The sequence below is a fragment of the Endozoicomonas sp. ALB091 genome, assembly GCF_049310265.1.
GTDB lineage: Bacteria > Pseudomonadota > Gammaproteobacteria > Pseudomonadales > Endozoicomonadaceae > Endozoicomonas.
Window position 1 is genome coordinate 561,703 of the sequence record NZ_JBLYNQ010000003.1, and the last position, 12,001, is coordinate 573,703.

Here is a 12,001-nt window from a genome sequence, read left to right on the forward strand (position 1 = left end):
ACAGTGGCACATGGAGAGATTGAAAAATCATGTTCGAATTTAAAATGCCTAATATGAATATTTTTGAATGAGACAGTAATTGAACTCATTTATCTACCAAAATGGTGAACCGTCTAAGTCAACATTAATTCTATGCAGGTATTTGGCATCAACCTTGGTCATGATTTTATGATCTATAAGAATATCAGCAATTTCTTTGGAGTTTTTTTCTTTAAGTAAACCCTTGTCAAATCCAGCTTTATCCATTCTTTCATTTAAAAAATTGTAGTAGGACTTATCAATTCTCGCATTCCTTAAATTCCTGGCATAATGCTTATTTATACGGGCCTTTACCAGAGCCTGGTTATAAGATTTTATCTGTCTGTCACGAATTGACTTCATGATAAAATTTTTGAGCTTTTTAAGTGAAATGATGAGTATCTTGATAGGATTTTTCGAAGAAACCTTTTTTACATCAAATTCTCCAGAATCCTCAGCCAGCTGATTTTGATTAACATCTTGATTTGCAAAGGTAACTTTTCTTGAATTCGGCGGGATACGATTATCCATATGATGGTTCCTTATCTTAACTATTTGTTATCATTGGTATATCTTTCACTCATTCCGATGCTTGAAACTATATCACACCAGGTACTGTAAATAATTTTAGACTTAAGTTGTAACTGTGTTTGTTTTGGATAAGCAACCGGTAAATCTGCTGCGCCTTTACGGGAGCGCCATTGAAATGATCAAAAGCTTCGGAGAACTGCCGGTTATCCGCGAGCATCAACGCCATGGATTGATTGGCTACCCCAAAAAAAGCAAACAGGTTCATAACCGTCAGTCGCAAAACAAGGACTTCAATTCTTCGCGTCACGTCAGCAAAATACAGCAGGCATTACTCGGTGCAATATCAAACAGGGATTTAAAGATAGCCAGAGTAATTTATCGGGATCTGTTTATCTTGTGGAACTATCTAAGTAATTGGCAGTCCATATTAATGAACCATTAACTGAGGTTATCATCATGATTCAGGACAAAATGCCAACTATTCCGGCTGCTTCTAACAGCAATTCGCAGGGCAGTGAATCACCGTTTCACCTGCTTCCTGAGGCTTATTGGCCCGGTCAGCCCAAGCAACCAAAAGTATCAATTGAGCAAGCAGCTAAATTGTTACTAGATGGGCTGAAAAATCTGGATTACGAACAAGAAAGTCAAACTGCCGTATTAAAGCGAGTGATTGAAAAACATAATGACATGGCAAAAACTCCGGCCAATCGCCTGGTGCTTGCCGAACAGGATAACTTTGCTACCAGGTTCCCCAAACTGGATCAGTGGATTGTTAACAAACTATCCTTTCTATCCCCCAAACAGTTGATCGCTTTTGCCTTTGCCAGCCGCCACTTCAATCAATATTCTGAGGCGTGCGAGAATAATCAAGGCAGTCTGGAAAAAACCAGAATTGAATTTTTCCGCCACTATTTTTCTCAGGAAGGCTTGAAGGCCGGATTAGAAAAGCTTGACCTGTTACGAAGTTGCGAAATTATCCATGAAAATCAGATGTTCCAACTGGATGATGTTTGTACTGACTTACTGGATCATCTGGAACCAATAACGGCAACGGGAGAGTCATTGTACTTAAGTGATTTTAACTTTCCAGTAGCATTACGTATTGTCGGTGAAGTTCCCACCCTCTGGAAACGCCTGGCCCTCTCCATTGGTGATCCCTTCAATTTTCAATACACAAGAAAAGTTGAATTTGAATGCCCGAATGATTTCACAAAAGCAATGCTGACATTTCTGAATGATCTTGCCCTTAGAGGGTATGAGACATCTGTTCTGATTGATCCTTTAAAATCAAATGTCATAAGCCGGGTGGATCTTGCTGACAAACTGAAAATGGCCTTAGAGAATTCATAACACTGACCTCCGTTGTACTTCCGGCTTGAAATCTCACCGGATGAAAAACTGGACATAAGTATTAATTTTATACTGTCAGCTGCTGGCATAAAAATACTGCGGTGTGATAATCAAACGGCACCGCTGTGCAGTTCAGGAGCCTATCTCGAAACCATCATAGAGGTGATCTCTGAAAACAGGCATGTTAGTTTAAGTTCACAAAGTATCCACTATATCTCCTGCCCTCATTTCAATCAGGCTGAACATCCACTAACCAGACAACCACCGCCCTTCAAACCATGATAACGCTGACTTTCGAAGAACTTTACATCATCATTCTAAATAGCAGCAGCATAATTTTATGCCTTGTTGTCATAACGAATGGGTTGTTTGTTTTTTGTTTAAAGGCGGAACTATTTTAATAAGAAGAGGTCAGAGTATTGATTCAATAATTAAATAGTCTCATTATGTTTTTTAATACTAATAATTTGCCCCCAGTTCCTTATTTCACCTTCATTGGTCTGTCTCCAGCCTATATTAATCAGGTCAATAATGAATCACACCCAGCCTTATACCAACAGTTTTCTGTTGCTTCAGCTGTACCTGAGGTACAAATTTTAACTAACGCTACTGAAGAAACATCTTCTGATCGTGACCCAACTGAAAAAAAACCTGACAACAAGAAATTTATGTGTTCCTATTCTGGGTGTGGTAAAAAATTTGTAACGGATGGTACGCGCCGGATTCATGAGAGATCGATTCATTTAAACGAAAAAAATTTTAAGTGCCAAACCTGTAAAAAAAGATTCTTTCACAGATCTGATTTTATAAAACATACTTATATTCACAAAGGAATTAAACCCTATCTTTGCCTGAAGTGTAAAACATCTTTTTCTCAGTCTTCCAACTTATTTACCCATATAAAAAAACATCATCATATTCAGCCTGTAAAACAAGATAACTGGGTTAAGTTCTGAGTAATCTGGGAATCAGTAGATACTGATCGCTATCCATCAGGATAAAAATGCGGCAAAAACGTGGAGAAACTTTAATATAAACCCTTGGTCTTAGACTATAATTAATTAGTTCAACAACTCAATGAGTCTCTCAAATAAGCCAGCTCCAATAGAATTTGCTTTTCCTGACCCTTGTTTCAGTCCATCAGATTTATTAGGAAGAATAGGTAAATCTGGTTCAGGCAAAGGTCATTTGACGTATCAGTGTATGCCTGTTCAGGCATTGAAAACTCCTTTTCCCATTTACCATAACCAGTCAAACATGCCAAAAAATAACAATAATTCTTGTAATTCATTGAATAAACATGGCATTAAACCTATAACACCTGACGATAAAGCAAACTTTATCCGTACTGATGATCCTGACATACCAGAGTCAGTTCTTAATCAATATTTACCCCGGAGCTCCAGTTATAAACCTGAAGATGAAACGTTATCATTAATACCAAATATTCCTTTTCTTCAGGTGCTATGCCTAGCAGAGAGTGAGCCTGGGATCGGGGAGCCAACAACAGCGAGCCATTGGAATCCCGATGATCAGATAACCAATCTTTCTGTCGCATCTTCCAAGCCGCAAAGCCTGAACAAAAAAACAGGTGATAACCACACGAAACAGTCAGAGGATATTGTTAATAGTAACGCTTCAATAGCCAGGTGCCAAAGAAAGCATCGCCGAGATCCTGCTTACTTGCAGCGCAAGAGGGAGCGCCAAAGAGAGCTTCGTAAAAATCCTGCTTACGCCGAGCGCGAAAGGGAGCGTATTAGGCAGCGTCGCAAAGATCCTGCTTTCGCAGAGCGCGAAAGGGAGCGTATTAGGCAGCGTCGCAAAGATCCTGCTTTCGCAGAGCGCGACAGGGAGCGCTCCAGGCAGCGTCGCAAAGATCCTGTTTATGCCGAGCGGGAAAGGGAGCGTCGCAGGGAGCGCTATAGAGAACGTTACAAAGATCCGGCTTTCGCAGAGCGCGAAAGAGAGCGCCTTAGGCAGCTCCGCAGAAATCAAGCGAACTTAAAACGTCAATGTGCGCAGCAAACAGCGGGCTGCGAGAATGATCCTGGTTATACAACAGATGAGTGTCTCAAGCCATCCTGTGCATCTGGATTGACGTAAAGATTAAGTGTGGGTTGTCATCGGGGGAACTTTTTATAAGAATATCTGTCATAAGCCGTAATTCCATAATCCAAGAATTCAATGTAAAGACCTATTTTTTCTACTCGATTTATTGCAGCTTCTGATGTTTTTTCTAATTATCACGATGCTGCTTTTTCTGAATTCGGCTTATCAAGTCAAGTATTCTCCCGTGAAGTTGTAGAGGCAGCGAATATTCTATGTGCCATGCATACTGATAAAACCAGAAAACACCTTCAGCAGCCGAGGGAGCCTGTTCATATTTTAATTGATACTCTCCGGCTGAAAAAAAGGTCGATAGTGATCATTACCAGCCATACTAAACAAAATCAATCACCTGACTTTACGGTCAGAAGAAAGCATCAGATTAATACCCCCCCTCCTTCAGATACTCCAGGTAATGAACGGCTTTCAAACCAGCCCATTTTAAAGTCAGCACAACCAACCGGGCAACACTTATCAGTTACAGATATTCACCCCAATCCCTGTGAAATCTCTGTTCCATTACCCAACAGTCAAAATCTTGCTGGTCCTTTCTTCAGGCCAAAGTTGGCAGTTTCTACTATCAACACTCGATTAAACAGTGATCAGATTCAAAAAAATACATCACCTACCGGAAATAAGTTGGCTATTACAACTTCGGCTTCCGAACTGGGCCAATCTCAGACCATCTCTCAAGGTAAGACTTACCAGAAGGTTTACAATAAAGCTTACGCACAGACCGAGAAACGGTGGCTTACCAAAAAGCTTACTATAAAGCCTTCAAGAATACCGGTGATAGAGAACAAACAAGAATCGCTGGCAAGCAAGCTTCTACTTTGATAAGAGAATCACATAAAGCAAAAATTTTATAATAAAAAGTTCAACTATTGGAACCAAAGCAGTAAATCAGCCAAAAACGTCAGATCACTTGAGACAAATTAGTTTTATTTCAGGCAGGAACTTTTTAAAAAAATAGCGGTCTTAATCTATAATTCAAGAGTGCAATAATTCAATGGAAAGACTTAACGTAGGCTCACATATCGCTTCTGCCTCTTCCTGTGTTCAGGATTCTTCAGACGTAACTGTAATACCACCTGATGATTCCAGTCCGATGCCAAGCATGACTGGCCATTATGTGCGGAAACTTGATCCATCTCACAATGTTTTTTTAGTGGATAGATTGCTCAATCAGGTCACACTTCCATCTCCATGTTCACTTAATGATTTTTCAATATCTCATTCCCCATTATTTGAAAAAGAAATAATGCGCCCGGATCTTTATTCACCGAAGCCACCTGACGAAATTTTTTCTTGTGACCATCCATGCACAGATCCAACATTAACAAACGCAGAACAAACAGCCCATCAATTACCTCCGGAAAATCCATTGGCATGTTTGTCTAATCCGTCATCACGCCCAGACACTCCCCCTGATCTGTTGCATAAAGACACACAAGAGCAAGTTATAACTGCAACCGTTGAGAGTAAGACACATGAATCGTACAGTTCTGAGGAACCCCTGCCCCTGACACCCGCAGAAGCTCACAAGCAGTCCATGAAAATGAAGGCTCACTGGAAAGGTTACGCACAGTCCAGAAATACCAGGGCTTATAAGAAAACATACCGTGAGTCTTACAAAGGGAAGGCTTCCAAAAAGTCTTACTCTCATTCCAGGAAACGAAAGTCTTCCAAAAACAACTGGGCAAAGTCCGAGAGAGGAAGGGCTTACATGAAGGCTTACCGGAAGGCTTACAATTCAGTTTTAAACGGAGTCGATGGTGATCGGGAAAAGGCAAGAATTGCCGGAAAGGAAGCTGCCGCCATTATCCTGGATTCGTATCGAGTAATGAAAAACCAAGCTTGATTCGAGCTCTATTTTCTTTCCATTTATTTTATAACTTGATCAAATAGTCATAAAAAGCTTTTCATTGTTATTAACTTAAATATTGATTGGTATGCCTTGGGGAGGAACTTTTATAAGCAAATAGAGGTCTTAAGTTAAAATTCAATAATTCAATGAATATTCCTGCCTATCCTGCTAACTTTAATGTGGCTTCTGACCGCTTTAATTATTTCCAAACTACGATTTATTCTCAATCTGCCACGTCGTGTCAGGCCTTCTCCCGTGAAGTTGTTGATGTAGACAATATTCAATGCATTATTCATACTGACGAAACGACTAAAAGTCACCTTCAGACAATGGTGCTTTTTGATAATCCATTTTCCAATCTCCGGCTTAACAACAGGTCGATAGGCATCGCAAACAACTATATGAAAGATGATCATCCAATTCACTTACCTGTCGGAATTAAAACACAGAACGATAATCTAATCACAACGATCAATCTTTACCCATCTATCATGATAGGATTTACCCATGGCCTGAAAAGCGAAAGACTTACAACGAACCAGAGAAATGTATTTCTTCCTGCAGTTCTCTTGAACAGTCCGAGAAACGTAAGTATTACCATCGAGCTTACTCGAAGACCGAGAAACGGAAAGCTGATCTGAAGACATACAGGAAAGCTTATGAACAATCCAGGAGAGTTAAGGCAAATAAACCAGTCTGGCTTAAAATTCAGAGATGAACTTTTATAAGAAAGAGCAATCTTACTATGAAACTTAACAATTCAATAATTCAATGAAAATTTCTGATTTCTCTACTCAATCAAATATTACTTCTGAGCTCTTCCCTTATTTTAAAGATAATACTGATTCTTTATCTGGAGTATCGGTTCAGGCTTTCTCCCGTGAAGTGATCGAAGCAGCTAATATTCTATGTTCGATGCGTATTGATACAACGAACAAATATGACTCTCAGTGTCTAACGGTGATTTTTCATAAATCATCTGATAATCCAATGCTTGGAAATAGGTCAATAGCAATCATTAACAACCCTGCAAACGAAGATCAACCTGTAGTGAGTCATTTATCTCAAGCCAACACTCTCGGAGACACCTTATCAATGTCGTATAAAAGCATCATGGTTAATGATAAACGATACGATAAAGCCAAGAAGAACCAAGCCAGATACGAAGTATCTGATAAAGGTAAGAAGTCCAGAGCCAGATACGAAGCGTCTGATAAAGGTAAGAAGACCAAATCCAGATACGAGGCATCAGACAAAGGCAAGGAGACCAGAGCCAGATACCGAACGTCCGACCAGGGCAAGATGGTCGCATACAGGGCCAAAGCCAAATATTATTCATCCGTCAAAGGCAAGGTGAAAAATGCCATATATAGTGCAAATTTAATGGCCTACAAAAAAGCTATAAGAAAAGGCTTTAGTGAAAAAGTAGCAAGGGAAAAAGGAAAAGAGGCAGCTAATGCAAAACAAGCAGAACTTTCTTCATTGCTACCCCATCCTCTGCAGTTTAATGAAAGAACAAATATCAACAATCGGGTTCAAACCCAACCTATCTTGAGTGGACGATCAACAAACGAAAAGTAAGCAGGTGTTTTTCACCGTACTCTGGCTAGGTGCCCCCGTAGCGAGGACGACAGAAAATTGAGGATAAAAATTCGGTTTTGTGAGGTGAATATTGACCAGTTTTTTTTTCAGGAAGGAACTTTTTTATAAAATAATTGCCTCAGCCTTTAATTCGACAATTTTATAATTCAATGAATCTCTTTAATAACTTACCCTCATTCGAGCCTTCCTGTTCAGATACTCGTTCCTGCTCATTATATTCAATAGAGCAACTGATTCCACCTGTTGATAACGATCAGCAGCCTTCATATCATGGTATGTCTGTTCATGTGCTGGAATTATCTTTACCTGCTTACCATAATCATTCGGATTTTTGCCAAAATAATCCTGGTTCTTTTCATTCCCTGCTTGAATATGATATTGATCATCTGATTTTTACCGATTCAGCCGCGACTTTCGGCAATGAACTCCCTGACATACAACAATCAGACCTTGATTACTATGTACCCTGGGATTCTGATAATGAACTTGTTAAGTCCAGGCTAACACCAGTGCCAGGTGCCCCTTTTATTCAGCAGGCATTCTTATCGGTGAGTGAGCCAGAAACCAGAAATCCAATACCTACGTGCCATTGGCATCCAGATGATCAGATAATCAATCTTTCTACCGCACCTTTTAGCCCACAAAATCTAAATCAAACGACAAGTTATAGCCAAATACCCAAATCAGAGGGGTTCGCTGACGGTAACGCTGCAATAGTTGAGGGTCAAAGGAAGTTTCGCAATGACCCCGCCTACAATGCATGTCAAAGGCAGAGAATCAGGAACTCCCAAAGGATGCGTTACAAAGATCCCGCTTATTATGCAGAGCATTTAAAGAGAAACAGGGAGTACCAAAGGAGGCGTCGCAAAGATCCCGTATATGCAGAATATTTAAGGAAGAGAAACAGGGAGTACCAAAGGAAGCGTCGCAGAGATCCCGCTAAAGCAGAGCTTGACAGGGTGAGAAGCAGGATCAACCAAAGGAAACGTCTCCGAGATCCTGCTATAGCAGAGCGTAACAGGGAGAAAAGCAGGAACTACCAGAGGGAGCGTCTCAAAGATCCCGCTTACGTAGAGTATAAAAGGGAGAAAAGCAGGGAGTACCACAGGAAGCGTAGTAAGGATCCCGCTTACGTAGAGTATAAAAGGGAGAAAAGCAGGGAGTACCAAAGGAAGCATAGTAAGGATCCCGTTTACTTAGAGCGTAAAAGAATGCTGCAAAGGGAGCGCATTAGACGCCGCAACGAGAATATTTTCGATCACGCAAAGCACCAAAGAGAGATTAGCAATCTACCATGCTTACCTGGCGTATGAATGAGCGCTTTGAAAGATTGAGTTTGAGCAGGAGAACAGCATCTTCAATAAGCCAATTCAGCTGTAAAATCTGGTGAATCATTCTTTTTGATGGCGCGCTCGGGAGGATTCGAACCTCCGACCGCCTGGTTCGTAGCCAGGTACTCTATCCAGCTGAGCTACGAGCGCGTATAGACTGAAACGATTGCAAACTGTGTTGAAACAACCGTCTGCATTCAGTGGCGTGGATCATACATAAACCATTGCCTTATGTACAGTACTCATGGAACAAAATATCACCGGTCAATTCAGGGCTGGCAGTCGCCAGTCTATAGGCTGTATTCCATGACTGACCAGATAATCATTGCTCCTGGAAAAAGGTCGGCTGCCAAAAAAGCCTCGATAAGCTGATAGTGGCGATGGGTGAACAGATGTCAGAACCAGGTGTTTACCGGTATCAATAAACCGCCCTTTTTTCTGTGCGTAGCTGCCCCACAAAATAAAAACAATATGCTCTCGCTGCTCATTTAACGCGGCAACAATCTGGTCAGTGAATGTCTCCCATCCCCTGCCCTGATGAGAAGCAGGCTGCTTATGTTCGACTGTCAACACACTGTTGAGCAGTAACACTCCCTGATGGGCCCAGTGTTCCAGAAATCCATGATTGGCCGGCGGAATGCCCAGATCTGACTCCAACTCTTTATACATATTAACCAGTGAAGGAGGAATGGCGACGTCGGGACGTACCGAAAAACTTAACCCATGAGCCTGACCCGGTCCGTGATAAGGGTCCTGCCCAAGAATCACCACTTTGACCCGCGCAAACGGTGTCAGGTCCAGGGCCCGGAAGTATTCTGCCCCCCTGGGGTAAATCATTTTGCCCTGAGCCTTTTCATGTTGCAGAAAGGTGCGCAGGGTCTGCATATACTCTTTGGTAAATTCATCCTGAAGCATGGCTTTCCAGGAAGGCTCCAATTTGATGTCTGGCATCACCCTACCTCAAATAACATTGACAAATAAATTACCTCCAACCGCATAAGAGCCAACTACACTCTTTGCCAGCCAACGCACTTTAGCACAGCAACACATTTACTAATAACAACTCAGTCTTCGTTACGGATCGCCTTCAATACAATGCAAACTTTTAATAAAGCATCGATCAGAATCTCTGCGGTTGCAGCCCTTCTTTTTAGCTGCCAGTCCCTGGCAATGCTCGAACGCAGGATGGCCATCGAAATCAATGCCAATTCTATTCACTTCGCCATCGCCGACGTCAACAACAAGACCGACAAAGTTTACCGGCACCTTGATTACGGCTCTCTGGAAGCGGGTTTCTACGATGACCTGTCAGCCAGTGACAACGGTTTTTTCAGCAACTTTATGCTAAAAAAGGCTCAGAGACTCTTTCAAAAACTGCGAACCCGGCAGGAACATTTCAAGGCAGTGCAAGTAAGAGCCGTTGCTACTGATATTTTCAGGGAGGCTCATAACGCCGAAGAGCTGGTGCAAAAGATACGGCGTACAACCGGTATCGATATTCGCATTCTCTCCCCTGAAGAAGAAGATCGAATGGATTTTTTCTCTGCTTTAACGGCGACTGATCATTCTGAATCACCCGTCGTCTGGGATATCGGGAAGGAGAGTTTTCAGTTGATTATCTCCGATCCTGAAGCTGGCCCATTTGCCCACAAAGGTGATTTTGGTTCTGTTTCTTTTATGGAATACCTGAAGGAAGTTGTCCAGAACAAACCAACTGATTTGCCGGGGTCATTATCCCCCATATCAACTGAAGAACTCGAAGCAGGTATCACCTTCGCACGATATCTTGCCCGGAGAACGCCGGTCATTATTCGCAATGAACTGAAGAAAGATCAGGTTAAAATCACCGGTATCGGCCCGGTATTTCAGGAAGGCTTCGCAGAAGATATCACCATGCACCAAATGTCTTTGGACAAAGGCAAACTGGAGCGATATATCCTGGATCAGGCCTCATCCATCGGCACCAATGAAGCCAGTCTTTCAAGTGCAATTCTGGTATTTGGTTTCATGGAAGAGCTGGACATTACGCAGATGTTTATCTCCGATCATAACAGCACTGTCGGAATGCTCGAATTTCCAATTCTCTGGCATTAATAAATGTTTCAATGGAGTAATAGTAAAAGAAAATTTTTTCTTTTACTCTTCGTCGATTGTGCATTTCCCTTCCATGCATTGAAAAATTAGTGAAAGCCTGAAGAATCATGAGAGTTCAAATGGTTCTGCAGGCTTTTCCACGGTGGAAGAAGAGGAGTTGTCTGGAAATAACTTCCCTATTTTCATTGCCTGACTCCGTTCGGACTGAGTGCTGAGCTTGTCGAAGTATCGAAGTTCGGTGGCACGACCCTTCGATACTTCGACAAGCTCAGCACTCAGGGTGAACGGAAATCGGGAACTTATAAAAAGGCAATTCCTAACTGTATACACCCAGCATCAACTCTATTTGACGCTTGAGCATTACCCGGAGCCTGTCCACTGTTGTTTCGTCTTCAAAACCTGCAATTAATCCCTGGTACTCAACATGAATGATAATACTGCCAAATAGTTCAGCATCAATATCAGGATGGTTAGAGCCGATTTTTGCAAAGAATGTTTTGAGACTGTCGAGAAAGAACTTCTGGTGACTGAAGGCAATGGGCCTCAGGTTTTCGTTTCGCAGGCATTCCTGCTGGAAAGCACGCTCTGCGATCAGGTAGTCACGATGCTCTGCCAGCTGAATCAGAACATACTCAATAGCAAGATCACTGATCCGGTCAGCAAATACCTGACGACTGGCCTGGTCCGATGGCACAAGCTCTTTCATGGCCATTTTCAGCATACTGTCAGACTCTTCCCAGTACGCCTTGAACTTCTGGGCCCCCATCTCCACAAACAGAGTGAAGGTGTCAGTGATCAGATCCGTAATGTCTTTGAAATAATAGGTGGTTGCAGAAAGAGGAACATTGGCTTCCTTGGCAACAGCACGATGACGGACACCCCTGACTCCATCTCTGACAACGATTCTTAATGCCGCCTCAAGAATTGTACGACGACGCTGTTCACTATTGGCACGACTGGTTTTTCGCCCCTGGTATTTCAGTTTCATATCACTGTCGTGCTTACCAGAGCTTTTCATGCCTTCTGATGAGGAATCCATTGTTGAGACCATATTAAGACTGCCTTACAGTTGCCTGATTGTTTTATAGCGTTCGTCCAGTAC

At 42.0% G+C, this 12,001-nt stretch carries 13 protein-coding genes and 1 tRNA gene; 10 read left to right on the plus strand and 4 right to left on the minus strand.

Features of this window, described 5'->3' with window-relative positions:
* Positions 1-93 precede the first annotated feature (93 nt).
* Positions 94-549, minus strand: coding sequence for a hypothetical protein (locus tag ACO6UX_RS05470; RefSeq protein WP_422445587.1), 456 nt, complete (start codon positions 547-549; stop codon positions 94-96).
* 124 nt (positions 550-673) lie between these two features.
* Between ACO6UX_RS05470 and ACO6UX_RS05475 the strand changes: the two genes are divergently transcribed.
* From ACO6UX_RS05475 to ACO6UX_RS05515, 9 genes are all read left to right on the plus strand, one after another.
* The gene (locus ACO6UX_RS05475) at positions 674-991 is read left to right on the plus strand and encodes a hypothetical protein (protein WP_422445589.1); all 318 of its coding nucleotides are present in this window, start codon (positions 674-676) and stop codon (positions 989-991) included.
* A 14-nt stretch (positions 992-1,005) separates the two neighbouring features.
* Complete coding sequence (locus ACO6UX_RS05480; RefSeq protein WP_422445591.1) at positions 1,006-1,899, plus strand: hypothetical protein; 894 nt, start codon at positions 1,006-1,008, stop codon at positions 1,897-1,899.
* Positions 1,900-2,345: 446 nt separating this feature from the next.
* On the plus strand, positions 2,346-2,855 hold the full coding sequence (locus ACO6UX_RS05485; RefSeq protein ID WP_422445593.1) for a C2H2-type zinc finger protein: 510 nt from the start codon (positions 2,346-2,348) through the stop codon (positions 2,853-2,855).
* A 121-nt stretch (positions 2,856-2,976) separates the two neighbouring features.
* Complete coding sequence (locus tag ACO6UX_RS05490) at positions 2,977-4,002, plus strand: hypothetical protein (RefSeq protein ID WP_422445595.1); 1,026 nt, start codon at positions 2,977-2,979, stop codon at positions 4,000-4,002.
* A gap of 225 nt (positions 4,003-4,227) precedes the next feature.
* Entirely contained in the window at positions 4,228-4,842 is a 615-nt protein-coding gene (locus tag ACO6UX_RS05495; RefSeq protein ID WP_422445597.1) for a hypothetical protein, read from the plus strand.
* Positions 4,843-5,014: 172 nt separating this feature from the next.
* Positions 5,015-5,866, plus strand: a complete 852-nt coding sequence (locus ACO6UX_RS05500) for a hypothetical protein (RefSeq protein ID WP_422445599.1) — start codon at positions 5,015-5,017, stop codon at positions 5,864-5,866.
* Positions 5,867-6,018: 152 nt separating this feature from the next.
* On the plus strand, positions 6,019-6,513 hold the full coding sequence (locus ACO6UX_RS05505; protein WP_422445601.1) for a hypothetical protein: 495 nt from the start codon (positions 6,019-6,021) through the stop codon (positions 6,511-6,513).
* Positions 6,514-6,643: 130 nt separating this feature from the next.
* Complete coding sequence (locus ACO6UX_RS05510; protein ID WP_422445603.1) at positions 6,644-7,453, plus strand: hypothetical protein; 810 nt, start codon at positions 6,644-6,646, stop codon at positions 7,451-7,453.
* A gap of 308 nt (positions 7,454-7,761) precedes the next feature.
* Positions 7,762-8,787: a hypothetical protein gene (locus tag ACO6UX_RS05515; RefSeq protein WP_422445605.1), complete on the plus strand. Its 1,026-nt coding sequence runs from the start codon at positions 7,762-7,764 to the stop codon at positions 8,785-8,787.
* Positions 8,788-8,878: 91 nt separating this feature from the next.
* On the opposite strand, the gene ACO6UX_RS05520 is transcribed toward ACO6UX_RS05515, so the two are convergent.
* Together ACO6UX_RS05520 and ung are read right to left on the minus strand one after the other, a co-directional pair.
* Positions 8,879-8,955: transfer RNA gene (locus ACO6UX_RS05520), tRNA-Arg, on the minus strand.
* Positions 8,956-9,069: 114 nt separating this feature from the next.
* Positions 9,070-9,756, minus strand: a complete 687-nt coding sequence (ung, locus tag ACO6UX_RS05525; RefSeq protein WP_422445607.1) for a uracil-DNA glycosylase — start codon at positions 9,754-9,756, stop codon at positions 9,070-9,072.
* A gap of 144 nt (positions 9,757-9,900) precedes the next feature.
* Between ung and ACO6UX_RS05530 the strand changes: the two genes are divergently transcribed.
* Positions 9,901-10,899 carry a Ppx/GppA phosphatase family protein gene (locus tag ACO6UX_RS05530; protein ID WP_422445609.1) on the plus strand — a complete coding sequence of 333 codons (999 nt, stop codon included), beginning with the start codon at positions 9,901-9,903 and terminating at the stop codon, positions 10,897-10,899.
* Positions 10,900-11,215: 316 nt separating this feature from the next.
* Here ACO6UX_RS05530 and ACO6UX_RS05535 read toward each other — a convergent pair whose 3' ends face one another.
* Positions 11,216-11,938, minus strand: a complete 723-nt coding sequence (locus tag ACO6UX_RS05535) for a TetR/AcrR family transcriptional regulator (protein WP_241693334.1) — start codon at positions 11,936-11,938, stop codon at positions 11,216-11,218.
* Between the last annotated feature and the right edge of the window lie 63 nt (positions 11,939-12,001).

What these genes read in the sequence shown, in the direction of transcription:
- ACO6UX_RS05470 (WP_422445587.1), bottom strand. Translation starts at nt 549, where the DNA reads ATGGATAATCGTATCCCGCCGAATTCAAGAAAAGTTACCTTTGCAAAT.
- ACO6UX_RS05480 (WP_422445591.1), top strand. Translation starts at nt 1,006, where the DNA reads ATGATTCAGGACAAAATGCCAACTATTCCGGCTGCTTCTAACAGCAAT.
- ACO6UX_RS05485 (WP_422445593.1), top strand. Translation starts at nt 2,346, where the DNA reads ATGTTTTTTAATACTAATAATTTGCCCCCAGTTCCTTATTTCACCTTC.
- ACO6UX_RS05490 (WP_422445595.1), top strand. Translation starts at nt 2,977, where the DNA reads ATGAGTCTCTCAAATAAGCCAGCTCCAATAGAATTTGCTTTTCCTGAC.
- ACO6UX_RS05495 (WP_422445597.1), top strand. Translation starts at nt 4,228, where the DNA reads ATGCATACTGATAAAACCAGAAAACACCTTCAGCAGCCGAGGGAGCCT.
- ACO6UX_RS05500 (WP_422445599.1), top strand. Translation starts at nt 5,015, where the DNA reads ATGGAAAGACTTAACGTAGGCTCACATATCGCTTCTGCCTCTTCCTGT.
- ACO6UX_RS05505 (WP_422445601.1), top strand. Translation starts at nt 6,019, where the DNA reads ATGAATATTCCTGCCTATCCTGCTAACTTTAATGTGGCTTCTGACCGC.
- ACO6UX_RS05510 (WP_422445603.1), top strand. Translation starts at nt 6,644, where the DNA reads ATGAAAATTTCTGATTTCTCTACTCAATCAAATATTACTTCTGAGCTC.
- ung (WP_422445607.1), bottom strand. Translation starts at nt 9,756, where the DNA reads ATGCCAGACATCAAATTGGAGCCTTCCTGGAAAGCCATGCTTCAGGAT.
- ACO6UX_RS05530 (WP_422445609.1), top strand. Translation starts at nt 9,901, where the DNA reads ATGCAAACTTTTAATAAAGCATCGATCAGAATCTCTGCGGTTGCAGCC.
- ACO6UX_RS05535 (WP_241693334.1), bottom strand. Translation starts at nt 11,938, where the DNA reads ATGGATTCCTCATCAGAAGGCATGAAAAGCTCTGGTAAGCACGACAGT.